Below are 24,603 nucleotides of genomic sequence, written 5' to 3'. Positions count from 1 at the left end.
GCAATGAATACCTACAGGACATCGGAAGTTGCTGAAAAAATCGGGATACATCCCAATACGGTGCGGCTGTATGAGGAGCTGGGACTGATTCCCAGACCCCAAAGACAGGGCAACGGCTACAGGGTTTTTACCGATCTGCATGTGGAACAGTTCCGTCTTGCCAGGCTTGCTTTTCAAATTGAGGTAATGCAGAATGGGCTGAGGAAAAAAATAATTCATATGGTAAAAGTGTCCGCCGCCGGAGATTATGATACGGCGCTGGAGCTTACCCGGGAATATATAGACCAGGTCAAAACTGAAATTGCCAATGCGGAGGAAGCTATTGAAAGCGTAAAGCAGATTCTGCATGGGGAAAGCTGCGGGAACACCTGCTTTTTAAAACGCAAGGAGGTGTCAGAACAACTGAATATTTCAATGGATACCTTGAGAAACTGGGAAATGAACGGCCTCCTGACTGTAAAACGAAGAAAAAACGGGTACCGGATTTATACGGAGGAGGATATCAGACGGCTGAAAATCATCCGCTCCTTAAGATGTGCGAATTATTCCCTGGAGGCTATTTTATCCATGCTCAGCCAGTTGGCCGAAGATCCGGATCTGGACATAAGAAAAGCGCTGGACACACCGAGACCTGATGCGGAAATCATCGCGGTGTGCGATAAGCTGATAACCTCCCTGACATCTGCAGAGGAAAATGCATGTCAGATGCTTTGCATGCTGCAGAATATGAAAAGAAGGTTTGGAAAACCCTCCAGTTAACCACCAGTGTTTGCTTCCGTGCTATCCTTGTCCCTGTAAAAATACGAAGAGGAGGCAATGATATGCAGGAAGTAATCAAGGTGGAACAGCTTACCAAATCCTATGGCGCCCTCCGGGCGGTTGACGGCCTGAGCCTGTCTGTGGCACGCGGCATGGTATTCGGGCTGCTTGGCGCAAACGGTGCGGGAAAGTCCACAACTATTGAATGTATGCTGGGCACGAAAAAGCCGGAAAAGGGAAGCGTCACCATATTGGGAAGCAGCCCCACGGCGGACAGGAAGGCGCTTTTTGAAAAAACAGGCGTTCAGTTCCAGGAGAGCAATTATCAGGAGCAGATCAGAGTGGCGGAGCTGTGTGAGGTAACTGCGTCCCTGTACCGGAATGCATCGGATCCGGCGGCGCTGCTACAAAGGTTTGGGATTGGGGATAAAGGAAAAAGCCTGGTAAAGGATCTGTCCGGCGGACAGAGGCAGCGGCTTTTCATCGTCCTTGCGCTGATTCCCAATCCGGAGGTGGTCTTTCTGGACGAACTGACCACCGGCTTGGATGCGAAGGCCCGCCGGGAGGTATGGAAAATACTTTCCGATTTGAAGGAAAAGGGCCTGACCATCTTTCTGACCTCCCATTTTATGGACGAGGTGGAGGCTTTGTGCGATCGTATCTGCATTTTGAAAAAGGGAAAAAGCGTCTTTTACGGAACAGTTTCCGAGGCGGTGGAAAATAGTCCCTGTGAGAAGTTTGAGGATGCATACCTTTGGTATACGGATGAGGAGGAAACGGCCCATGAAAACATTTAAAACCATGCTGAAAACTGAACTGAAGCTGTCGCTGCGCGGGATGGACATGGTCATTTTTGCGATCTGTGTTCCACTGGTGGTCCTGGTTATTCTGGGAATCATTTATGGCGATAAACCTGCCTTTGAAGGCGCCGGATACAGCTTCCTGGAGCAATCCTTCGGTGCGCTGGCTGCAATTTCCATCTGCGCCGGCGGTGTTATGGGCCTGCCGCTGGTAATTTCGGATTACCGCAGCAGGAAAATACTGAAACGATATCAGGTAACCCCGGTCAGCCCGGCCATGCTGCTGTTTGTGCAGGTGACAATCTATACTCTCTACGCCGTGGTGTCCCTGCTGTTGCTGTATTTTGCGGCCGCACTTTTCTTCGGATATAGGTTCCGCGGGTCGGTGCTCAACTTTGCCGGAGGCTATCTGCTGGTGCTGGTATCCATGTTCAGCATCGGCATGCTGGTGGGCGGGGTTGCCCCGAATACCAAAATGGCAGGGGTGATTGCCAGCGTTCTGTATTTCCCCATGTTGATTTTCTCCGGGGCTACCCTTCCTTATGAGGTAATGCCTGCGGCCATGCAGAAGGCAGCGGATATTCTGCCGTTAACGCAGGGAATCAAGCTGCTGAAGGCCGCTTCCCTTGGGCTGGGGGCGGAAAACGTGCTGGTGTCGGTGATTGTGATGGCGGTGATTGCTGTGGTTTGTATTGGCGTAGGAATCCGGTGGTTTCAGTGGGAATAGGGCATTGCCCTGTTCTCCAAAGTTCTTTTTTGTTCAAATCCTGGTTAGGATGATTTTCTCGCTTTAATGACAAAAACCGTGGGCAGCATCAATGCCTTTCTTCCAAAATCATCCTCTGCCGCCATCGCTTTTTCTCTGTCGGTCTGTTCCGTCAGCTTTTCAATGACAAAGCCGTTATCGGCCAAAGCGTTAATGTACGTACTCAACATACGGTTGGACAGCATAATCTCCTTGTCACTCATTTCAGCGCGATACCATTCTTCATTAAAATAGGAATTACTGAAAATAAGTCTGCCGTTTTCCACCGAAACACACTTATGTATCGGATGTGACCAACCGAAGACGAATACGCCGTCTTTTTTTAAATAGGAATGGATATTCTGAAAGGTTTTGTCCAAATCAGTAGTCCAGCCTATACCGTAAACGGAATATACCAAATCAAAATAATCAGCTGGCAGCCCGCATTTATCCTCCATGGGGGAGCAGACGAGCTTTGCATTGATTTTGTGCGCTTCAAGAAAATCTTTCGTGCGTCCAAGCTGACTTGCAGATATATCCAGCCCCCACAGTTCTGCCGCCCCATTATCAGCGGCATATTTTAATGAACGGCCGTTGCCGCAGCCAATCTCAAGAACTTTTTTCCCGGAAAGATTTCCAAGCAGATGCAATTTGTCTTCTGAGGGGAAAAAACTGCCCCAGTCCGGCAGGGCAGTCGCCCCCAGGAACTCACTGCCTATTGTGCTCCAAAACTCATTATTTGTTTTATGCGCTTCGGAAACCTCCATTTCCACATTATCCACCTTACCTAAAACCCTGCCGCCGACAATGTTCTTTTTCATTATCTCCGCTTCTTTTGCAAGCGCCATCATATTTTCCTCTGCTTTCTTTTTGTAATCAGCATCGGTCAGCCTTTCCCCTGAAAACAATTCGTTAAGATCTGTTTTCAGAACTTTACAAACCGGCTGCATCAAAGACAAATCGGGCATTCCGTTGCCGCATTCCCATTTGCTTACGGTTTTGTCGCTGATGCCAAGAATATCAGCAAATTCGCGCTGGGTTAAATTCTGCTGCTTTCTCATTTCAGCAATAAATCTGCCTGTTTTTACCTGATTCATGCCGACACCGCCTTTCTTGGAAGGATTATATGATAAGTGGCCAGGTAATCACACCCACGAAGCGTAGAGTTTGTATTATCCTGGGATTATATCATAGCAGTACAACGAAGTTAGTGTAAAATTATAGTTGGCAAATAGAATAAGATATTTTAGTTATGTTAACAAAAATAGGAAGCAGAAAATAAATCCCTACTTCCCAACCGCACAGTTTTTCTTTATGATGTTAATTGTCGAGAAAAACATGGAAAGGAAACTGTGAGATGAATATTATTGTAAACGAGGAACTTATATCATTCAAGGAGTTAGAGAAAAAAATTTATTCCCGCGAGCAACGAGCCAAGTAGCCATGCTTGCATGGATATTTGGCGACTGCCGCGAGGGTCAAAGACCCCGTTGCTTGCAGCGGGGTCTTTGATTCTTATGTGTGCAAACTTGCCAGGGGGATTACGGAACAAATCAGCAGTACCTGTGGTCAGGGCATCAGTGCCGGTGGTACCCGGAACATGATGCAACGCCTTGGAACGGATTGATGGAGAAGAATTACATGCAGTAAAACAGACGGATGCAGACCAGACAGAGGGTAAGAAAGTCATACCGGTTCTCTTTGAAGAAATATCATTTTAGGAAAACAATAGAAAATTTGCCAACGTTTACCTGACACAAACATAAATCCAGGAACAGTTGAATACATGGGAAAACCGTGATAAAATAAACGCAAGCATAATTTTCTAATAAATCTTGGCCATGTGCCATCTGTTTACAAATCTCAATTCAGAAACTCTATGCTTATTATCCAACAAAGAAAGCAGGGGCGGATGAATGGGAAAGCCGCTCCGAACAAAAGCAGAAAGGAGCAGCTTATGACAGAAAAACTGCACGTAGTAAGAAACCAGAAGGATACGGTATTCCGAATGCTGTTTCGGGAGAAGAAGGAGCTGCTGGAGCTGTATAATGCCTTGAATGACTCGGCATATAACAGCCCGGAGAAGCTGACAATTTATACACTGGAAAATGCGATATACATGAATTTTAAAAACGACAGCTCATTCCTGCTGGATTCCGAGCTGAATCTGTATGAGCATCAGTCCTCGTATAATCCCAACATGCCGCTGCGTGATTTGGTTTATATCGCAAGGCAGCTTGAAAAATACACACGGAATGATACGATATATTCTTCTGCTCTGGTAAAAATACTGGTGCCCAGATTCGTTGTATTTTACAATGGTACGGATGTGCAGCCGGACAGGCAGACCCTGCGGTTATCGGATGCCTTTGAAAAAAAGACGGCGGAACCGGAACTGGAGTTGAAGGTCCTCATGCTGAACATCAACTTTGGCCATAACAAGGAGCTGATGGACAAAAGCCGGACATTGAGGGAGTACGCCCAATACGTGGATCGGGTCAGGAAATATGCGAAGCTGATGCGGATTGAGGAAGCGGTGGAACGGGCAGTGGCGGAATGCATCAAAGAAGGAATTTTGGAGGACTTCCTGTCGTCACAGAAAGCGGAGGTGATAGCGGTGTCAATTTTTGAATATAACGAAGAAGAGGAAATGAAAAAAATCCGTGCAAGCGAATATCGGGAAGGAAAAGCCGATGGAAAAGCTGAAGGAAAAGCTGAAATTGTAGCCATCATACGTAAAAAGACAGGAAGAGGTCTTGATTCAGAGAAGATAGCGGAAATCTTGGAGATGGATCCCGATTATGTAAAAAGGATTTCCGATCTGCTGGTCGAGGATCCTGACAGATCCGATTTACAGGTGGCGGAAATTCTTGTCGGACAGAAAGAACCACAGTAAAATATAGAAGTGTTCTCCAATGGAACATGAATTAATAATTTTGTAATAAAAGTCCCGGTTTTCCGCCGGGATTTTTGTGTTACAATAAATTTAATAAAAAGGCGGTTTATGGAGGTGTGGAATGAATAATCTTGAAAAGGTCAGCCATGAGACTATGGTATTTATGCGGGGAAAATACAGGCTTGATGAAATCGGGGATGGCAGGGATGAACTGAAATTTAAACAGGGGCAGAAAACTGTCCTTACCGTCTACACACACGAAGATAAATTTACCTTTTTAATTATTTTCGGGAAAAAAGAGCGTGAAATCTTTGAAGCCCGGCGGGATGAATTTTCAAAGGATATCCTCAATTATTATAACGATGCAAAAACATATCATGATGGGAAGTGGATATTTATTGATGTAACGGAGCCTGCGCAGCTTGAAGAGGTGAAGCGGCTGATACAGATAAAGAAAAAGCCGAACCGTAAACCGTTCCCCAAAGAAACGGCGGTTTACTCAAAATGCGGCGACCTCTGCGGATTACCGTTCTATGATTCATACTCAGGTGCATTATGCGGATGAGATTACCTGGGGAATATTGCCGTATGTTCCGTGGCAGTATGAGGGGTAGCAGGGATGAACATAGGGTGCAAAGGCAACAGAAGTTTTTCTAGTTACTGTCTGACGGCACTTTAAAAAACAAAAGGTGGTGGCGAAGCTGCGTGAAATTGCGAATAGCATAGGGCGGGAAATGGAGGTTCTCAAGGTGTTGGAAAAGATGTTTTTGCTGCGTGAATGATGCGGAGGTGCTTAAAAGAAATTAGATTTAGAATTTATTGAAATGTCATAGCGGTCCAGTCCCTTCAAAGTTATGAAATATCTTTTATACAGACGAATAGCGGCAGCGTCCCTTATATTGGGGGTGCTGCCGCTTGCTTTTGGCTGTATGAACTATGTGTTTTCATCAAATGCCCATGTCCGCTTTTATATTTGCCTCCGTTGGAATCTTCCCCTTTATTCTGCGGTATCTGGAACGTTATAAAATAAATAAACTATTCCCTTGTATTTTATCTCTAACTAGAGTATTATATATCTATGTAGAGATAAAGGAGGTATGATAATGGACGCGATTGAACTAAAAATTTTGATCGGACTTCACCGTGTCAGTAATGAAATAGACCGGAGGACAACAAGAATTGTCAAATGTTATGGGCTGAGCATGGGGCAGTTTGCTGTTTTGGAAGCGCTCTTTCACAAAGGCGATCTGACCATCGGACAAGTTCAGGAAAAGATTCTCAGCACAAGCGGGACCATTCCAGTTATTATAAAAAATCTGGAAAAAAGAGGACTTCTGATTCGTCTGCCTGATGCCGGCGATAAAAGGAAATGTATTCTTCATATTACAGAGCAGGGAAGCAGCCTGATTCAGCAGGTTTATCCGGAAAACGAAGCTATGATTATTGAATCCATGCACAATTGGACCAATGATGAAAAATGCGAACTATTAAAACTATTAAAGAAATTTGGAGGTGGAACATGGAAAGAAAAGTAATTTATCAGGTAAAAGGCTCTCCGGCGGTAGACGGAGCCGGAGTCCATCTGGTGCGTGTTTTAGGGCCTGATACTGTAAAAGAATTTGATCCTGTTTTGATGCTGGACTCTTTTGACAGCACCAATCCGCCTGATTACACCGCAGGGTTTCCCATGCACCCTCATAGGGGAATTGAGACAATCAGTTATGTCTCTTCCGGGCAGATGATGCATCGGGACAGCCTTGGGCATTCTGATACAATCAGCAGCGGGGAGGTTCAGTGGATGACTGCCGGCTCGGGAATTTTGCACGAAGAACTTCTTCCGGCGGCTGAAAGATTGCTGGGTGTGCAGCTCTGGCTCAATCTTCCGGCAAAAGAGAAGATGACATCGCCCCGCTATCACAGCATCAAGAACGCAGAGATTCCGGAGATTCCCCTGAAAGGCGGGATGCTCAGACTTCTTGCCGGGAAATATCAGGAACAATCCGGTTTTTCAGGGACACATCTTCCCTTTGACTACTATGATATCCACCTCAACGCAGGAAGCGAGATTACCCTTACCACAGAATCGGATCGTTCTGTCATGCTCTTTACGCTGACAGGGAAAATCATGATTGGAGAAACCGCTGTGGAAGAAAAAACTGCCGCTAAACTCTTATCAGGAACCAGTGTATCAATAAAGAGTTTACAGGAGCCGGCCCAGGTGCTTTTCATGAGCAGCGAAGCATTAAACGAACCGGTGGCCTGGGGCGGCCCTGTTGTTATGAATACCCGGGAAGAACTGCAGGAGGCATGGAAGGAATTGGAGAATGATACATTTGTCCGCCGTACATAATTACCGGATACGGTGCAAAATGAAAGGAGATTTTTTATGAAAATCACAGAAGCTTTAAGGGTACGCAGAACATATTACGCGATTAACAGAGAGTTACCTGTTTCTATCGGCCGGGTAATTGATATGACGAAAGAGTTAACGGAACTGGTTCCCGACGCCTATAATATGAAGAGCAGCAGAGTGGTTGTCGTATACGGTGAAAAGCAGGATCAGCTCTGGAACAGGATATATGATGTTTTTGAAGGTAAAATTGCCCGTGATAAAATCGACAGTTTTCGTGCGGGCAGCGGTACAATCCTCTACTTCTATGACAGAAAGGTCGTGGAGACCTTCCAGAAACAGTTTCCGCGCTATGCAGACAATTTCCCGATATGGGCATCTCAATCCAGCGGTATGCTGCAGCTTTCCATCTGGAGCGGTCTTAGGGAATTGAATATCGGGGCGTCTCTGCAGCATTACAATCCTGTGATCGACAAGGCTGTGAAAGAACTTTTTAATCTTCCGGAAGGATATGTACTTGTAGCAGAAATGCCATTCGGCGGAATTGTGGAAGAACCTGCACCGAAAGATAAGGAAGATATCACAAAACGTGTTTTTTCCATTTGCTGATTGAAAGAATACATTATTGACATTCATACATTGCGGCAGTAATATATAAATGAACAGTTCATTCAATGGGGAGGAGGATGGCACATGAATGACCGCATAAAATCAATCACAGACGCGGCGGCCTGCTTATTCTTACAACAAGGATATTCCAAAACGCAGATTAGCCATATTGCAAAAGCGGTCGGTGTTTCTGTTGGTACAATTTATCTTGATTTTACCGGGAAAAAGGAAATTATGCACTTTGTTTTAAAATGTACCATTGACCCTGCGTTTATCAACCGGAATTTTGAAAGACCAGTCACTGATGATTTATTTGACGGTTTGGAAAAAGATATTGTTGCCGTATTTGAAAAAACAGGAAATGATTTTGCAAAACACCTTGAAAATAACGCTGCTGATTATGACCTTGAAACCCTTGTGTCTGACGCATTTGACCTGCTTGCAAAATATGCCGTCGGCTGTCTGTTTATTGAGAAAAATCAATTTGATTTTAAGTTTTTAGCAGACAATTACAGAGTATATCGCAAAAAATTCTTTGAAACTATGAAAGAATACTTAGCAGCCTTTATTGAAAGCGGAAAAGTACGTCCATTGGAACAAATTGAACTATCCACCATGTTGATTATTGAAATTTTATCATGGTGGGCAATGGATATAAGATATACATCCTTTGAAACACAGGACATTTCCCCTGAACTTGCCAAAAAAGTCTGTATAGACAATATTCTATCTGCATATAAGGCGTAAGTAAAAATTTAGCGGGCAGACAACTGCCCTCTAATTTTACCCATAATATGAATGAATAATTCATTTATATAAGGAAGAGAGGTTTTCACTATGAAAATGAAAAGAAAATTTATCAACAGCTTACTATTGGCTGCCTGTCTGTTTATCCTGTCAGGCTGTTCACATGTGCCGCCAATCCAGGCCGCAAACGAACTACGCTTTAATCTGAACTCCATTTCAGACATAACTATATCCTATGATGAAGAAACTGTTACCTTTTTTCAATCAGATAGTGACGAACTGGTAATCAGGGAATATATGAGTGAAAACAAAAGCCGGTATTATGCTGATGTGAAACAAGACAGCGGAGGCATCCAGATTAACGAGGGTGGTAAACCATTTCTCAAAAGTAATTTTACACGGTATATTGAAGTATATTTCCCGGAAGAATATCGTGGAAATCTTACCGTTACCACAACTGACGGCAACATTGAATTCACCGATGTAACCTTAGACCTGAATTCGCTACGTGTTGACAGTACCGCCGGGACAGTTCAGTTAGACAATGCCAGTGCTTCTGTTATCCATTTATCATCTACAAGCGGGAAAATGGATTTAGGAAACATAACGGGAGAACAAATCAGGCTGGATACAACAAGCGGGAAATTCACTTGCGCAAAACTTGCAGGGAATGTTGCATATACCTCCACAAGCGGTGACATTGATGTAAAATCTGCTGTCGGCTCCGGAAGCTATCGGGCAAATAACTCCGGTAAGATAAAAGTAATCTATACTGATGTGACAGGTAATCTGACATTTTTCAATAAAAATGGCAGTATCGAATTGACACTCCCGCAGGATTTGGAATTTGAGTTTGAAGCGACTACAAAAAATGGTTCTGTTTCCACCTCATTCCAGGAAAGCATCAGTATTGACGGACGTACTACTCGTGGAACTGTCGGCAATTCGCCCATGGTCACGGTGAAAACAGAAACTAACAATGGGAATATAGAGGTTACGCAATAAAAAAGATAAATCGCAGACAGGTTATTGTTTACTGTATATATTTGTGAGGGCAACAGATATGGAAGTCGGAAAATTTATAATTACTGGTATTATCGGATTTGTTGGGATTGGTTTTAAAGAAAAGGTAATCAGTTTTTGTCAGCGCAAGGCAAACAAAGCGCAAATACCCATAAATAAATGTGAGAGCTTGGATTTTGTTGAAGCAACACACAGGCACAAGGTTTATCCGCTTATGTACTGTTATATGGAGTTAGACAGAAATTTAGACATAGATCAATTACAGATTGCTGTCATTCGTTCCTGCCAATATGTGCCGGAAATCCTCCAGGCTTATGATTTTGCAAGAGGACGTTTTATTGACAAAGGTTTCACAGTAGGTGATATCATTAGCCACGCTTCGGACTTGCCACAATGGAAACTGGATAAAAGGCCGCAGCTTCAAATTGTGATAAATGATGAAAAAAAGAAAATGATTATCGGTATGAGCCACATTCTGACAGATGGCGTGGGCTTTTTGCAATATTTGTATTTATTATCTTTTCTTTATAACGGACATACACCTGCTTTTCCATTAGAGAATTGCAGGGATATTGCACCTGTTTTGAAAAATGTCCATATTGGGCGGGCAACGGAGCAGACGCGGCAGCATAAGCATATTACAGTGCCGCCTTTAAGGAAAAGCAGCAATGGGAAAAAACAATTTTGTTTATGCAGCCATATTTATCCTGAAGACTTTTCTACTCTTTATTGTAAAAGCAGAAAACAAAATGTGACCCTTAACGATGTGTTTATTACTGCTTATGCCCGTGTAATATCCCGATTACATGAGATACAGACTGTAGTTATCCCCTGTCCCGCGGACCTGCGGAAATTTTCATCTATGCAGGGGAAATTTACCGTAGCGAATATGACGGGGATTTACAGAAAGATTGTTGTTGAGATTAAACCGCAACACTCTTTCAGCCAAACCTTGTCACAGGTACATATTGAAATGGAATTACAAAAATCACGTTTTCGTTGCCTGATTGGTATTCGTCCGCTAGACTATACGTTTCATAAAATTCCGCGATTTATACTTGCTCTGGGAATAAAATGGTTTTACCATTTACTCCCTGTTTCCTATACGAACTTTGGGAAAATTGACCATACAAAATTGTTTTTTAATAACTGTAAAATCACGAGTTGTTATACAACAGGGACTTACAGATTTCCACCCGATTTTCAAATATCCATAAGTACTTTTCAAAACGTGTGTACACTGAATTGCACTTTAACAGGACAAGACACGGACAAAATGACCGGGCAGCATATTTTAGATGAAGTTAAGAACGAAATTATAGATTGGGGGAACACCTGATACAACATTGAAAAGGGATATATGGACGTTTACGTCCAAAGCTCATGCGGGCTGTCCAATCATTCGAGGTTTGGATTAATCAATATACGTCCTCCTTTCCGTGGATTTTCTTATTCGTGCCTTTTAAGTACCTTGGATTAAGAAAGCATTACGGTCAAGAGGTAACAACAGGCAAGAGAAAAGGTCAATAAATCGCAGAAATACAATAAATTCAAGGAATTTTATATATGATTAGGGTATTAGTTATCTGTCACGGCAATATATTATGAGCACCGGATCGGAAAGGCGCTTACTACACCATTTTGATTTGGGTTAGAGTCATGATATGGCAAGGAAAAGTGAAAGTAAGATAAGTTTTGTATTATTGTAGATTTTTGTGGGGAATTTTGTTATAATGTGAATTGGGTAGACAGTTTCTATTTAATTCAACTGGGAGGTTATTGCATGGAAAAAATCATGAAAGGTGATTATTTATAGAGTAATAAACACTTTAAATAATGCCAGAAAACAGGTAAACTTGGCATTGACTATTTCCATGCTCTATTATGAGGTGGGATGTATGATTATATAAGAATAAAATGGAAAACAGCGCACCGAATATGGAAAAGCGATTCTTAAAGAGTTGTCAGAATGTTTAACAGAGAGTTTAGGAAAAGGTTTTCTATGAAGAAATTATAATATGATAAAGTAGGTATAAAATCAACAATGTACAATGGCAGGAGATAACATGAATGATGATTTAAAAAATATATTTAATAAGGCGAATGATAAATATAAATTTTTGTTAAATAACAAAAAATGATATATGATGATGTTTCAGAAAGATGCTTATGTTCAGAGTTAAAAATTTTTTACAAGAGGAATTGAACGATATAATATACAAAATTATCATATCGATAATGAATATAATAGAAATTGCGGACATATAAAATTAGCAATCAATGGAGACATGAAGGAAATAGATATTCAATGTGATTTAATCATACATAACAGAGGTGAAAATGAATTACAGAACAATTTAATTGCTTTAGAAATGAAGAAAGTCTATCAAAGTGAGGCGAGTAAGAATAATAATAGAATACTATGCAAATGGAAGGATGTTTGAAGAACATGAAAAAAAATATTTATAATACAGGTAAAAAAGAATGAAATTATTCTATTAGTAGATAATGAAATTGAGTTGGAAGTGCCTATTACACCGGAACAAGAAACAGTATGGTTAACACATGAGCAAATGTCTGTGTTATTTGATACAGCGCGTTCTTTCATTGCTTACCATATAGGTAAAATCTTTAAGGAAGAGGAACGGAAAAAAGTACTTTTGTCAAAATTTTCGAAAGAAGTGAAAATACAGCATCTGGGTCGCCAATGTAATATAATTTGGATGTAATTATATCAGTTGGTTACAGAGTAAAATCAAAATGTGGGATTGCTATAGAAAATGGGCAAATTTCGTATTAAAGGAATACATAATCAAAGGCTATGCTGTGAATCATAACTGTATGAATCAGTTAAATGAGGTGACAAACTATAAATAGTCAAGAGGTTTTTGAAAAAAATTACTTTAGTAAAAATGGGTAACTTTAACAGACCATCTGAATACATTGTATTTCAGATGGGAAAAGGTTCATTTATGTAAGTAATTATCTGAGTTTCTGCGCGTTAAAGTCTACTCCCTGCCTCTCCAATGCATAGATGACTCTAACAAGTTTCTTCGCCACATGGGTGCAGCAACCCTGTGTGGCTTGCCTTCTCTACGTTTTTTTTTCATAGTAAGCAGCAAATGTCATATCGAAACGGATTAGTGGAAGGCAGCAATTAATAAGGACATACCGGAGCTGAGACGAGCCGTGTTTCACCATCCGCCCTCCGTGTGATTCTGTTCCAGAATCGTTTATACCGGGTTCAATACCTGCAAATGCGAGCATCTGGGCCGGTGTTGAAAAGCTTGATATATCTCCGTATTCCGAATAAATGACGGCGGCAGATATAGACCCGATGCCGGGAACAGACATATAGTGAGGATGCACTTCCTCGATCAGCCGGTTGATTTCCTTTTTAAGTGTGTCAATCTCTTTTAAGAGAGACTTATATAGGATAAGCAGGCTGTTCAGTTCCACATCAAAGATGGAGTTGTTTACGCCGACCGTATTGGCAGCAAGCTCTTTTAACTGAATGAACTGCTGGGGAGAAAATTTTCCTCTTGATAGGGAGCGGAGTTTCTCATAGGATGCAGAATTCATTCTTGCCGTTTTTTCAGAAGAACCATAGTTCTCAAGAAGATAGAGGGCAGTCTTGGATAAGTGCTCATGAAAAAACGGCTTGAATTCAGGGAATGTGTGATCCAGGACATTTGTGATTTTCACAAGATAAAAAGAGCGCTGTCGAATGAGCCGATCTCTTAAACGTGTTAGTGACTTTAAGGAGTAAGAGTGGTAAAATCCTTTTGAATGGGGTTTGTATTCAACACTCATTAACCACCGGGCTATTGATTCGCAGTCAACAGAGTCGGTTTTGGTACACCTGAGAGATGTGGATTTCTTGTATTCCTTGATAAGAAGTGGATTAATTTCCATGAAGCTGTAGTGGGCGTTTTCAAGGAAGAGTTCAAGATTGAGGGCATAGTGTGCTGTTGATTTAAACCCTATTTTTATATTTTCTGGAATGGAGAGGGAATTAAAAACAGAAAGCAACTGTTCAAAGCCAGCCTTATCATTTTTAATGGTGAGCTTTGCAACAACCTTTTGCACATCTGCCGATATAATACAGCAATCGTGTTTGTACTTGGAAATATCAATTCCGACAAAGTACATGGCCATAGAGAAAAACCTCCTGATAAAAATATTTAGAGCATTGTTGTCTTCCACAGGGAATTCGGTTGTGTAATCACGTAAATAGAAACGTCAGGCGTTAACAAACTGATTAACAGTAATAGCCGAAAAGCTGTGGTCTGAGTCACCTCGGAACAGTCAAAGCTGTAGAAATATAGGTACAGATCCACAGTGCCTTTCCAAAATATATCAGAGATAGAGCAGAATACCCAGAGATTTCTGGGCGAAAGGAAAAATCCAATTACCATCTGAGATAATTGGATTATACGTAATACATGTTATAAAAAGAGTAGAAAACGGCCTTGTTACAAAACAAGTGGTGATGGTGTAAAAAGATACAGCTATGCCTTAGATTTGCTAGATGAGTATGACCATCAGAATATGGTGCGTCCTGGTGGAAGTAAGGCGACCTATATTCTGACTTATGAGGAATGCTGAAAAGTAATAGAAGATATGAAATTTGGTGACAGCAGTTCCCTGTTCGGTAATGAAAAGGATGATTCCTTTAAAGGGAGCATCGGAGCAATTTATCAAAGTTTTGCAGGTGAGGATTTATACCCCACATTGGAGGAGAAGGCTGCAAATCTATTATTTTTTGTGACAAAGAATTATAGCTTTTCAGTTGGCAACAAAAGAGTTGCCGCGACCATGTTTTGTATTATCTGGATAAGAATGAAGTGTTGTTTAAAAATGGAAAAAATTGATTGATGACCATGCCCTAGTGGCTCTTACTATTATGATTGCGGAATCTAATCCGGAAGAAAAAGAGATGATGATAAGCTTGATTAATTGTCTGCAGTAATGTTTTTTACACCACTTACGAAACCATTTGCCCGTGAATTTGCGTAGATCTATAAAGAATAGCGTAGGTTTGGGGCAAATTAGATAAATATAAAAAGAGCCAAAAATCCTGTAATATCAAGGTTTGAAGGCTTATGAAGGGATATAATCAAGATGATAAAAATACTATTTATTTGTCACGAAAATATCTTGAAAAATCCCGGGAAAGCCTGTAAAATCAATAGTTTCATGAAACAGAAAGGCGTTTATTATACTACTACTACACCATTTTTGAAGGAGCCTTGATGTGACAGGAAAAGCAAGTTAAAATATATTTATTATGAATCCGAGGTGATACGATGGAGAATCATTTGATGCCATATCAATCAGTTATTACACAAATTAAAAGTATTCTTTTATCTGGGTGAGAAGTAGCCAATAGTGCCTCCAGTAAAGTAATGTTACTTACCTATTGGAATATTGGAAAACGAATTATAGAGCAGGAACTGGACGACAGTGAGCGTGCAGAGTATGGCAAGATGCTTGATTTCTGCATTGGCAGAAGATTTGACAAAGGAGTTTGTCAAAAATTATCCTAAAAGAAATTTGCATTATTACATCAAATTTTACCAGTGCTTTCCTGATGAGCAGATTGTGAACACGAACGTATATTAAGAGACTTCTTCGTGCTTTGGATGGAAAATATGCGCTATTGGTATATGAGGAGGGAAAAGAATGACAGATGGTTAATAAATAATTGAACGTAAAGAGAGAATTGATAATTGTAACGAAGGAGAAAAACGAATGTATCAGTATTATTTGGGGGCTTTTGGAAATAAAAGCTTTATTAGACCACAATATGAAATAATGTTAGACGGAAGCTTGCGTGAAGTTGGTGATAATAGATGGACAGAATTTCCTAATGGCGGAACGGTATCTTTATCGAATTCATATGAAGGAGCTACCGACGATATAAGAAACAGATTATTGCGTTTTAGAATTGATTTTAAGAGCAGTTTTCATCCGAATTTCGATCAGTTCAATAATAACAGCAATAAATATCAGATAAGTTTAAATGATGTTGATGATTTCGATAGGGAAGAAGTAATTGAAATAATAGATATTGATTACCCAATCAATGAGTTTTTGAATGATAATACAAAACGATTAATAAGAATAAAACATAAACCTAATAAACTTATTCTGTTGAAGTATGCACAAGATTGCTATGGCCCATTTGAGTTTATGATTTCTGATATTGAGGATTCATACGGTGATGAGGCAATTTATACACTCAAGATCTTTGTAAATAGTGGAATTATTAATAGATACCGAATGTTTGATTTAGAGAGCATTATCATGGATGGTAATTACTCTATAAGAAGAACTGATAAAATGCAGTTTATTTACAAGATGGAAAAGCTGCATGAAATAGAACCGACTGAACAAATTGACTATATTGATAATGAAGAACTTGCAGATTTTTTCAAAGATTTGCTTGATAAATCCGAAGGTATAGAAAATTTGGCAGAACTTAGAGAACAATTTATGCAGATTGCAGACTCTTTCTCTGAGAGGGGGCAATTATCGGATTTTAGAGTTAAGAAAATATGTGAATTGTTGCAGATGTCCGTTGAACTAAGCGATTACAAATTGAGGTTAATGGAGGAATATTTTAGAAATAATCCTAATTCAGTTGCGGATAAGGAAGAATATTTAAGAACACATTCTGAGTTGTTAGATGAAATTGCAAGGCAGGATGTTCAATATGACGCAAAAATACAGGCGATTACAATAGAATTGCATGAAGTAGAAGCAAAACGAGATGCTATTGTACGGGAAATAGAAGATGGACAGAGTAGATTAAACGAACAGCAAAAAGAACTTGAAAAACTTGGGGAGCAAGCAATTGCTCAAAAGCAACAGGATTTGGAAAATCTATTAGCTGCTAAGAAGAAAGAACTGAGTGATACAGAGACGGCTATTGCTAAAGCAAAAAGTGAACGCGATCAAATGGAGTCTGACAGAGACACTTGGAAGAGAGCTTGTGAGAGCGCTCAAGATGACTATAAGAAAGCAACGAATAATTTGAATGCAATGATAGTTGAATGGGCAGCGAATAATAGGAATACGGAGATTGTTAAGTTGCTTGTTTCTCAGCTTGAAATGCCAGATGAAATAGAAACTAAAGAAGAAAAAGTAATAGAAATAGCAAATTTGAGCGATGATTTATCCGCGGAACAAGTAGTTTCTATTTTACTGAAGAAGATGAATGAGGCAGGGCGTAATATTAATAAGGACGATGCATATAACTATTTGATTAGTGTGTTCCAAAATTATATTACTGTATTTGCCGGAGAACCAGGAACTGGAAAGACATCTCTGTGCAAATTGTTAGCTAAGTCTTTAGGATTATATGATAATAGATTTGCAGAAATTTTGGTAGAAAGGGGATGGACATCTTCAAAAGATTTGATTGGATATTATAATCCATTAACGAAAGAAATAGAGGAGACACAACCTGCTTTTTCAAATTGTATGAAGCAATTGACAAGGGAGAATAGAGAAAATGCTGTGAAGGCACCTTATTTTGTGTTGCTTGATGAAGCAAATCTTAGTCCTATAGAATACTATTGGTCACATTTTAATTATTTTGCGGATGATCCTAATAAGCAAAGGATTACATATTCAGATGGTACGGTGTATTCTTTTGGGTCAGAACTTAGATTTTTGGCTACAATTAATTATGATCAAACAACTGCAGATTTATCACCAAGATTTTTAGATAGAGCTTGGGTCATATCCATGGGAGCGGTGCCTATTGATGCTATAGTTTCTTCGCTGACCAATGATACAATGGTAAGCAATGGCGATGAGGTGATTTCGCTTGAAGTTTTGTATAGATTATTTGATTGGAAGAATGTCAAAGATAAAAAAATGAATCAAATTACAAAAACTCGTCTGGACAGAATAATTGATAAGATGAAAGAGGGTAATCATATAATTAGTCCGCGAAGCATTCATGCAATAACACATTATTACCTTGTTGCAGAGGGTTATATGTCATCAAAGGAGGTTGCATTAGATTTTGCTATTTCACAAAAAATACTTCCTTGTATTAATGGAAATGGAAAACAATATGGAGAGTTTCTTAAGGATCTCATGAATATATGTAAAGAGAATCAGTTAAATAAGAGTGCAAATATCATTGCAAAAATAATTGAAAGATCAGAACATGAGTTTTATGGATTTTTTAACTTGTAAGAGAGGAGGAGGGGTAACTTGAGGTTATGCATAATACAACCAGATGGTTCAAGTGCGGAAGTACTTCTCAATGATAATCATCCTTCTCTAGAGACTGTTAATAACGATATATTGTTATTCGAAAACTATTTATATAAGCTTATTGTTAGAAGTGAAGAATCGTTTGACAGTATAGAATTGTTTGTGGGTGATTATTCGGTTCCATTAATATATAATGCAAGTACGGGGTGTTACGAAACCGAAAGAGATACCGTGTTCAGTGGCTGTTTTGATTTGATATGCGTTAGTGTTAATATTGACAGTGGATACGGGGATGAAAGAGTATATTGTTCTAAATATTTAAGAATTGCAACTACTAAGCAAACAGCGAGGCAAGTTGAGCAAATGTTAGGTGAGATAGAAAACAATTTACCTAATTTTCTTGAAATATGTTTTAGTTGTAGCAGAAAAAAGGCTGGATTAATAAAGAATGATATACGGTCAATATGGAATACACTTAGAATGATTGATGAAATTATAAGTGTGTATGAAGGAAATTATGGATACTTTAGGAATCATAAGAAATCTGTTATTGAACAGGAGGTAGCAATTGTAGATGTTAAGTCTATGAGAAAAGTTGATCAAGAGAGCTTGATTTGGATTGCAAGCAATCCGGATAATCTTACTGGAACTGAAAAGGAGTCTGTAATAAAATATAAAGAAAAATATTATGCTCCAGCGAAAATAAAAACATATGTTTCAAGATACTCTTACGATACATATGAGAATAAAGTAGTTCTGGGGTTTCTACAGTCAGTAATTGGGTATATAAACAATCAGATAGGTGGATTAAGTCGAGAAATATTGGAATTAAAAAATATTCCGGATAGCATTATTATTCAATTACCTAATACTCACGAATTAACTGGAAGATGTATTTATGTGTACTACAAAGGTGTAATAGAACGTTATGAGAAAAAAAGAGATCTTTTGCAGGAATTGTATTACAGGTATATTCGTATCCTTGAGTGTGTTGGGGATAATGTTGTTGGATTACCTAAATTAACAAATACGTTTAAGCAAGTATATCATTACAGAATATGCTATGAGTGCATGGTTAAATGGTTTGAGGCGGGAGACTATACATTTGATCACTTAAATTATCTATTTAAGTTGAAAACCTTAAGTAGAATATTTGAATACTATTGTTTGATTAAATTGCAAACGGCAGTAGTACAAAATGGTTATATACTTACAGAAGCTAGCAGAGTAGTATATGACATAGAAGATGATCCAGAAGAGATAAACAATAAGTATATTTTTTCTGGACACGGATATGAACTTACGTTATTTTACGAGCCATTGATATGGGTGAATCGTCTTAATGAGGGAATGAATCTATATTCTACAGGATATAATTTTACAAAATGTAAATGGAATGATAGATGGATCCCAGATTTTGTACTGAAAATAGAAACATCAATGAATGAATATTATTATATTCTAGATGCTAAGTATTCAAATACACAAAATGTAAAGAAAAGATATCTGCCTGAATTGGTTCTTAAATACAGTTCACAGATTGCATCAAAAGATAAATTTTTTTCTGATGTTATTGGTGTTGGTGCGATTTATCCTGGCGATAGCGATAAAATGTATTATTTTAAGAAGAATGGAGTGAATTCTAGTAAACAATCATTACCAAAGTATTTTTCGCTTACTATTGTAGGTGAAGAGGATGGTAGTATTGCATTAAGAGACAGAATATCAAGTCTATTAGATGTTGTCGATGCTTTAGAAGCAGAGGTGAATCTAATTGCTGATGAGAATAAAGAAAAAGTAATACATGAAAGGAATTTCTCTAATAGTAAAGAAGGAAATACAGATGTTAATTTAGAAAAAGCTGAGCAAGAAGGCAATTCAATAAGCAGTTCTAAAAAAATAGATGAAACTGGGATGTATGGTAAAAGATGTTTCTATTATTCCAGAGGAATGTGTCTTCGACAAAAAATAAGATGTACAATTGAAGGAAATATGTGTGAGTTGTATGAACATAAGAACTCAAGAGAACTGATTAAAGAAGAGTCGTGTAGAAATTTCATTCGATATATGCGAAAGGGTAAGATTAATCGCGTTGAATGCTCTGCCTCGGGACTTCCTGGATGTGTTGGTTCTGATAAGTGTAAGTTCTACTTGAAAAAGAAGAAAAAGTAAAAATAGTGTAAACACTCCATAGTGGGCCGAAGTCAGATATCAGGATGAAAATTATGGTTCTTTAATGTCTGTATAAGGGGGTTAAATCCCACGCCTTAAGGCGAAGCCTTTAGGTTAACCCCATAGCTTCAAGTTTAGTAAAAAGAAAAAAGAGAATACTAAATTTGACGTGATAACCGAATATATAAAAAATCAGGATTTGGAAGAGAGAAGGAAAAACAATAACTTTGAGATAGGTAACTTTAGGCGGCTTTAGCCGGCAGTGGTTCAGTTTTACAAGCGGATAAAGTAATTGCCCTTATTTTTATGAAATATTTAAAGGCACTTGACAGTGAAAAGTTTATACGACTAAGAAATCTATAAATCCTTATGGATTTCAGATCTTTTTTGCTTCTCCAGAATTATTTGTGTTATGCCTAAATGCGGTGTTTCTACCATAAAACGAAAAATATGTTGTCGTAGATGTTGCATCATCGTTGTTTCAGATACCGTCTTTTTTGATGGCGCTCTCATATATCGGAATTCGGATATGTTCAGCAAACTGCCGTATTGTAAGGATAACATTTGTAAGATTCCCATGGCAATGACTGACAGCATCATATGGCATTCTATTGTATTAACGGTTGCTATGATTTTTTCCCTGGCGCGGGATTGCGTGATACTCTCCAACGGATGTACCATTCCTTTTTTGAGATAGCGGTTTAACTTCGGCATACCTTTACTCCAGAAATGATAACAGAAGCCTCCTATCTGCTGCGTTAACTCCCGAAAGGCACATTCGATCCGAAACCGGTAACTGTAGAGCCTTATCATATCCAGCGGTTCCATCGACAGATTTGTACTGGCTAAAATGCTTTTTTGTTCCACCGTATTCAACCAACACAAAACACAATTCCTGATACAGCTTTTGCCCCCATAGGAGATTGACACAATAATATCTCACCTGCTCTTACTTCCCATATAAAACCAAAGTACTTTCCTGAAAGAGCGGACGGCAGGAATCAAACAATCCTTTGAGATAGACGGTTTTGCCTTTCTTGGGTGGGCGGCCGCGGTCCGGTTTCTTCTTTGGTGCCGCCTCATAAGCCTTACAGTTTAGCCTGGCCTTTGTCAGGATATCAAGATGCATCTGTCCGGTCTGGTTCAGATGATTAGTTTCTGAAAGCGCCAGGATGGACAAAAAGTATCGGTCCAGTAAAAGCAGGAAATCACTGAGAACCTTAGCAGCATCGTAGGCATCCCAAATCATCCGAACGACATGAGAAGCCGTATTGGCAGATGGTCCGGCCACGATTCAAGTGGCTCAAGCCCGTCATGAAGGCGAATGCTTAAGGGAATACAAAACCATTTGGAGAAGTCGCCGGCCAAAACGTCAAGGCCGCCAAACATATGTCCAAAGATGAAATCCGGTTTGGCAGAATTTTCAGATTCCTGAAATAATTTCTTCATCCTTGGCATAAAGCGAGCATCTTTGGCCTGCTTGACGCCATCACCAATCAGAATCGTACAGTTGTATTCCTGATGGAGAGGAGCAAACCGGAGAACTGCCGCCATCCAATATCGGCACAAGGAATCAAGAGACCAGGAGGAGGATCTGAATAAATGAAGCAGAGATTCGTAAGTATCGGCTCTGAGAGCCAGGTCGCGGATCATAGAGGTCACCCCGAGTTTATCAGAACGGAGCAGAAATGCCGTAACAATAACAACAAACCAGCAAAAAGCGGTAGTTCTGGAGAAGCAAGGTTTAAAATATCATCAATAAAATTTATCATGGTATCTAGCCAGTCACCGAAAAGTATGATAAACTGAAAATGAATAACTCTTTCGGTGATTTTATCCTTTTTGTGTGGTAACTTTAAGGATAATATAAAATGGCTTGAAAGGGTTATTTTTATTGAGAACTTTTCACTGTCCAGTAAAGGCAGATATTTCTTATAAAGGAGTGACAAGAGTAGAAACTTACCCATTCCCAAAAGATACAATAATTGAAGTCGCTTTTAATGCTATTGTACATAAATTTTACGGAGCACTGCTCCCCATTCAAATATGTGTGTATATAGATATGATTTATATTACAAATGACTGTATTTTTCCAGAAGATTGGACGATTGATGATCTGATGGGAAAGGATCGGTCAAGGCCATATGATCCGTTAATTGTTAATACGTTTTTCAGGGCTGGTTTTATTGAGGTATGGGGACGTGGAATCGGACAATCAAAGATAGTTGTAAAGAAGTTAGAAATCCTATGCCATAATATATGATTAAACGGAGAAGACAGCATGGTGATGTTCAAAAGCTTGATTAGTCATACTGACCAAGACACTAACCAAGAAGGTGGTAACTCTGTGGTGCCGTGTATATTGAGAGTAGTTGAAACAGAATTAATGATATCATAAAAAGAATAGCAGAAGTTATCGGAGAAAAATATAGTACAGTAAAGTATTATATGGAATCCATAAAAAAACAGGTATTATAAAGAGAGAATGTTCCAGTCAAAAAGGAAAGTGGATTATTTTATAGAATAAATTTTGATTGGTTTGCAGGAACACCACTTCTTACACCATTTGCCAGGTGATTTATGCAGACTTATGTAGATATGCGTAGAGAGGGGCAGAAACAGAAAATCAAGAAAGCACCGAAAAGCCTGAAATATCAAGGTTTAAAGGCTTATGAAAGGATATAATCAAGATGATAAAAATACTTTTTATTTGCCACGGCAACATCTGCCGCTCCCCCATGGCAGAATTCATCCTGCGTGACATGGTAAAAACCAGAAACCTTGCGGCCGAATTCCACATAGAATCCGCCGCCACCAGCACCGAAGAAATCGGCAACCCGGTGCACCACGGAACCCGCCGCAAGCTCTTGGAGCACGGCATTTCCCGGGAGGAGATTTCACAAAAACACGCCCGCCAGATGAGAAAAGAAGACTACAATAAATTCAACTACATCATCGGCATGGATGAAATGAACCTGCGCAACATCATGCGGATCCTCCGTTCTGACCCGGAAAACAAAGTCCATCTTCTCCTGGACTATACAGACCGTCCCGGCGCCATAGCGGACCCCTGGTACACAGGCAATTTTGAAGCCACCTACCGAGATGTATGTGAAGGCTGTGAGGGCTTCTTAAACAGCTTGGTAAAGTAAATAAGCAATTAAATAATCCTATCCCCCATAATTCCCCGCCAGCCGTCTGTACTGCAGCGGCGTCCGCCCGGTGGTCTTTTTAAACTGTCGGCAGAAGGACGGGGAATCCGTAAAACCGCAGGAATATGCAATTTCCGTTATATCCCTGCGTGTTTTCTTCAGCATATCCATGGCAGCCTCCAGCCGCAGATCCAGTAAATACTGCTGAACACTTTTCCCGGAATGTGAAATAAATATTTTATACAGATAAGTACGGCTCACCCCCACCTGCCTTGCCAGCTGCTCAATTTTTACCGGATAACTGAAATTATGCTCCAGATACTCCACAGCCTGGCGGAAATAAATTTCCTGCAGCGTTCCGGTCTGGGAAGCATTCCCGGATTCCGGGAGAAGATGCGCAGGAAGCTGTTCCTGATACATGCAGGAGAACAGCAGATAAAAATTCCCCAGGATTTTCAGCAGGTTCTGGCTATTTTCGTGAAAACTGTCCTCAAACACAATTGTCTGTGTAAGCAGCCGCTGTGCACTCTCCTCGTCCGGTGCCCGGTAGACAACCTGGGAATCCGTAAAACCACAGTGACGCAGCAGCGTCCCTGCATCCGGACCATCAAAGGCAATCCAGGTGTATTCCCACGGCTCTTCTTCGTCCGCCATATATTTTGTCGTTTCACCGGGAAGGATCAGGAACGCATCCCCTTTTTTCAAAGCATATTCGGAATTGCCGCGCATATACCTGCCCTTCCCGCTCCTGATAAAATGGATCAGATAATGAGTCCTTACGGCCGGGCCGAAAAAATGTCCCGGGGCACAGGACTCACTTCCGGAATAATAAAGACGCAGCGCAATGCGCGTCTGTGACTCTGTTAAAAGCCGGATTGTCTCCCGGATGTTATTTTTTTCATCTGTTATATGCCTCAATTCATTAACCTGCGTCAATTCATTTTTCATAAAAACCTGTCCTTCCGATATCCGGTTCCATCCGCGTCCGCCATACCCTTCCGCCCTACGGAAAGAAAACACGAAAGGAAACATAAATACAAAAATAAGAAACAATTAATATAGAAAAAAAGTCCAGAAATCTTAAAATAAAAGCAGATACCATGATTTTAAAGGAA

Annotated in this window: 22 protein-coding genes; 17 read left to right on the top strand and 5 right to left on the bottom strand. The window is 39.9% G+C overall.

Translation table 11 applies throughout. From position 1 onward, the window contains the following. The first annotated feature begins 3 nt into the window (after positions 1–3). The 3 genes from DXC51_RS09610 (at position 4) to DXC51_RS09600 (ending at position 2,286) form a co-directional block, all read left to right on the top strand. Positions 4–759: a MerR family transcriptional regulator gene (locus DXC51_RS09610; RefSeq protein ID WP_117544378.1), complete on the top strand. Its 756-nt coding sequence runs from the start codon at positions 4–6 to the stop codon at positions 757–759. A 62-nt stretch (positions 760–821) separates the two neighbouring features. Then, on the top strand, positions 822–1,556 hold the full coding sequence (locus tag DXC51_RS09605) for an ABC transporter ATP-binding protein (RefSeq protein ID WP_117544377.1): 735 nt from the start codon (positions 822–824) through the stop codon (positions 1,554–1,556). After that, positions 1,543–2,286 carry an ABC transporter permease gene (locus DXC51_RS09600; protein ID WP_102286768.1) on the top strand — a complete coding sequence of 248 codons (744 nt, stop codon included), beginning with the start codon at positions 1,543–1,545 and terminating at the stop codon, positions 2,284–2,286. The genes DXC51_RS09605 and DXC51_RS09600 overlap by 14 nt, the downstream gene beginning before the upstream one ends. Before the next feature lie 44 nt (positions 2,287–2,330). Here DXC51_RS09600 and DXC51_RS09595 read toward each other — a convergent pair whose 3' ends face one another. Continuing rightward, positions 2,331–3,401, bottom strand: coding sequence for a methyltransferase domain-containing protein (locus DXC51_RS09595; protein WP_117544376.1), 1,071 nt, complete (start codon positions 3,399–3,401; stop codon positions 2,331–2,333). Between the two features lie 860 nt (positions 3,402–4,261). On the opposite strand from DXC51_RS09595, the gene DXC51_RS09590 reads away from it, so the two are divergent. From DXC51_RS09590 to DXC51_RS09555, 8 genes are all read left to right on the top strand, one after another. Next, the gene (locus tag DXC51_RS09590) at positions 4,262–5,200 is read left to right on the top strand and encodes an RpnC/YadD family protein (RefSeq protein ID WP_181970072.1); all 939 of its coding nucleotides are present in this window, start codon (positions 4,262–4,264) and stop codon (positions 5,198–5,200) included. Positions 5,201–5,321: 121 nt separating this feature from the next. Continuing rightward, positions 5,322–5,765 (top strand): DUF3788 family protein, encoded by a 444-nt coding sequence (locus tag DXC51_RS09585; RefSeq protein WP_117544375.1) that lies wholly within the window; start codon positions 5,322–5,324, stop codon positions 5,763–5,765. 538 nt (positions 5,766–6,303) lie between these two features. Beyond that, positions 6,304–6,735 (top strand): MarR family winged helix-turn-helix transcriptional regulator, encoded by a 432-nt coding sequence (locus DXC51_RS09580; RefSeq protein ID WP_025487730.1) that lies wholly within the window; start codon positions 6,304–6,306, stop codon positions 6,733–6,735. Further along, a complete protein-coding gene (locus tag DXC51_RS09575) occupies positions 6,720–7,550 on the top strand; it encodes a pirin family protein (protein ID WP_117544374.1) in 831 nt (276 codons plus the stop codon). The genes DXC51_RS09580 and DXC51_RS09575 overlap by 16 nt, the downstream gene beginning before the upstream one ends. A gap of 36 nt (positions 7,551–7,586) precedes the next feature. Then, positions 7,587–8,159 (top strand): nitroreductase family protein, encoded by a 573-nt coding sequence (locus DXC51_RS09570; protein WP_117544373.1) that lies wholly within the window; start codon positions 7,587–7,589, stop codon positions 8,157–8,159. 84 nt (positions 8,160–8,243) lie between these two features. Then, a complete protein-coding gene (locus tag DXC51_RS09565) occupies positions 8,244–8,906 on the top strand; it encodes a TetR/AcrR family transcriptional regulator (RefSeq protein ID WP_117544372.1) in 663 nt (220 codons plus the stop codon). Between the two features lie 90 nt (positions 8,907–8,996). Then, complete coding sequence (locus DXC51_RS09560; RefSeq protein ID WP_117544371.1) at positions 8,997–9,911, top strand: DUF4097 family beta strand repeat-containing protein; 915 nt, start codon at positions 8,997–8,999, stop codon at positions 9,909–9,911. A 58-nt stretch (positions 9,912–9,969) separates the two neighbouring features. Further along, entirely contained in the window at positions 9,970–11,268 is a 1,299-nt protein-coding gene (locus DXC51_RS09555; protein WP_117544370.1) for a hypothetical protein, read from the top strand. Between the two features lie 1,754 nt (positions 11,269–13,022). Here DXC51_RS09555 and DXC51_RS09550 read toward each other — a convergent pair. Then, positions 13,023–14,087: an IS110 family RNA-guided transposase gene (locus DXC51_RS09550; RefSeq protein ID WP_243003171.1), complete on the bottom strand. Its 1,065-nt coding sequence runs from the start codon at positions 14,085–14,087 to the stop codon at positions 13,023–13,025. 465 nt (positions 14,088–14,552) lie between these two features. Between DXC51_RS09550 and DXC51_RS29985 the strand changes: the two genes are divergently transcribed. The 4 genes from DXC51_RS29985 to DXC51_RS09530 all read left to right on the top strand — a co-directional run bounded on the left by DXC51_RS29985 (position 14,553) and on the right by DXC51_RS09530 (position 20,336). Further along, the gene (locus DXC51_RS29985) at positions 14,553–14,807 is read left to right on the top strand and encodes a Fic family protein (RefSeq protein ID WP_243003170.1); all 255 of its coding nucleotides are present in this window, start codon (positions 14,553–14,555) and stop codon (positions 14,805–14,807) included. A gap of 603 nt (positions 14,808–15,410) precedes the next feature. Further along, the gene (locus DXC51_RS30730; RefSeq protein WP_408608854.1) at positions 15,411–15,554 is read left to right on the top strand and encodes a DUF1016 N-terminal domain-containing protein; all 144 of its coding nucleotides are present in this window, start codon (positions 15,411–15,413) and stop codon (positions 15,552–15,554) included. Positions 15,555–15,683: 129 nt separating this feature from the next. After that, positions 15,684–18,143, top strand: a complete 2,460-nt coding sequence (locus tag DXC51_RS09535; RefSeq protein ID WP_117544369.1) for a DUF8727 domain-containing protein — start codon at positions 15,684–15,686, stop codon at positions 18,141–18,143. An 18-nt stretch (positions 18,144–18,161) separates the two neighbouring features. Further along, positions 18,162–20,336 (top strand): DUF2357 domain-containing protein, encoded by a 2,175-nt coding sequence (locus DXC51_RS09530; RefSeq protein WP_117544368.1) that lies wholly within the window; start codon positions 18,162–18,164, stop codon positions 20,334–20,336. Between the two features lie 357 nt (positions 20,337–20,693). On the opposite strand, the gene DXC51_RS29980 is transcribed toward DXC51_RS09530, so the two are convergent. Beyond that, entirely contained in the window at positions 20,694–21,050 is a 357-nt protein-coding gene (locus DXC51_RS29980) for a hypothetical protein (protein ID WP_243003169.1), read from the bottom strand. 531 nt (positions 21,051–21,581) lie between these two features. Beyond that, positions 21,582–21,989 (bottom strand): hypothetical protein, encoded by a 408-nt coding sequence (locus DXC51_RS29975; protein ID WP_243003168.1) that lies wholly within the window; start codon positions 21,987–21,989, stop codon positions 21,582–21,584. A gap of 223 nt (positions 21,990–22,212) precedes the next feature. On the opposite strand from DXC51_RS29975, the gene DXC51_RS29970 reads away from it, so the two are divergent. Together DXC51_RS29970 and DXC51_RS09515 are read left to right on the top strand one after the other, a co-directional pair. Continuing rightward, positions 22,213–22,599: an ATP-binding protein gene (locus DXC51_RS29970; protein WP_243003167.1), complete on the top strand. Its 387-nt coding sequence runs from the start codon at positions 22,213–22,215 to the stop codon at positions 22,597–22,599. 427 nt (positions 22,600–23,026) lie between these two features. Continuing rightward, positions 23,027–23,488: a low molecular weight protein-tyrosine-phosphatase gene (locus DXC51_RS09515; RefSeq protein ID WP_117544367.1), complete on the top strand. Its 462-nt coding sequence runs from the start codon at positions 23,027–23,029 to the stop codon at positions 23,486–23,488. A gap of 18 nt (positions 23,489–23,506) precedes the next feature. Here the strand turns inward: DXC51_RS09515 and DXC51_RS09510 are convergent, their stop codons facing one another. Beyond that, on the bottom strand, positions 23,507–24,436 hold the full coding sequence (locus DXC51_RS09510; RefSeq protein ID WP_051358326.1) for an AraC family transcriptional regulator: 930 nt from the start codon (positions 24,434–24,436) through the stop codon (positions 23,507–23,509). Positions 24,437–24,603: the final 167 nt, after the last annotated feature.

Source organism: Eisenbergiella massiliensis (assembly GCF_003435485.1).
Note: the sequence above shows the minus strand (reverse complement) of the source record. Positions and strands in the feature narration are given on the sequence as shown.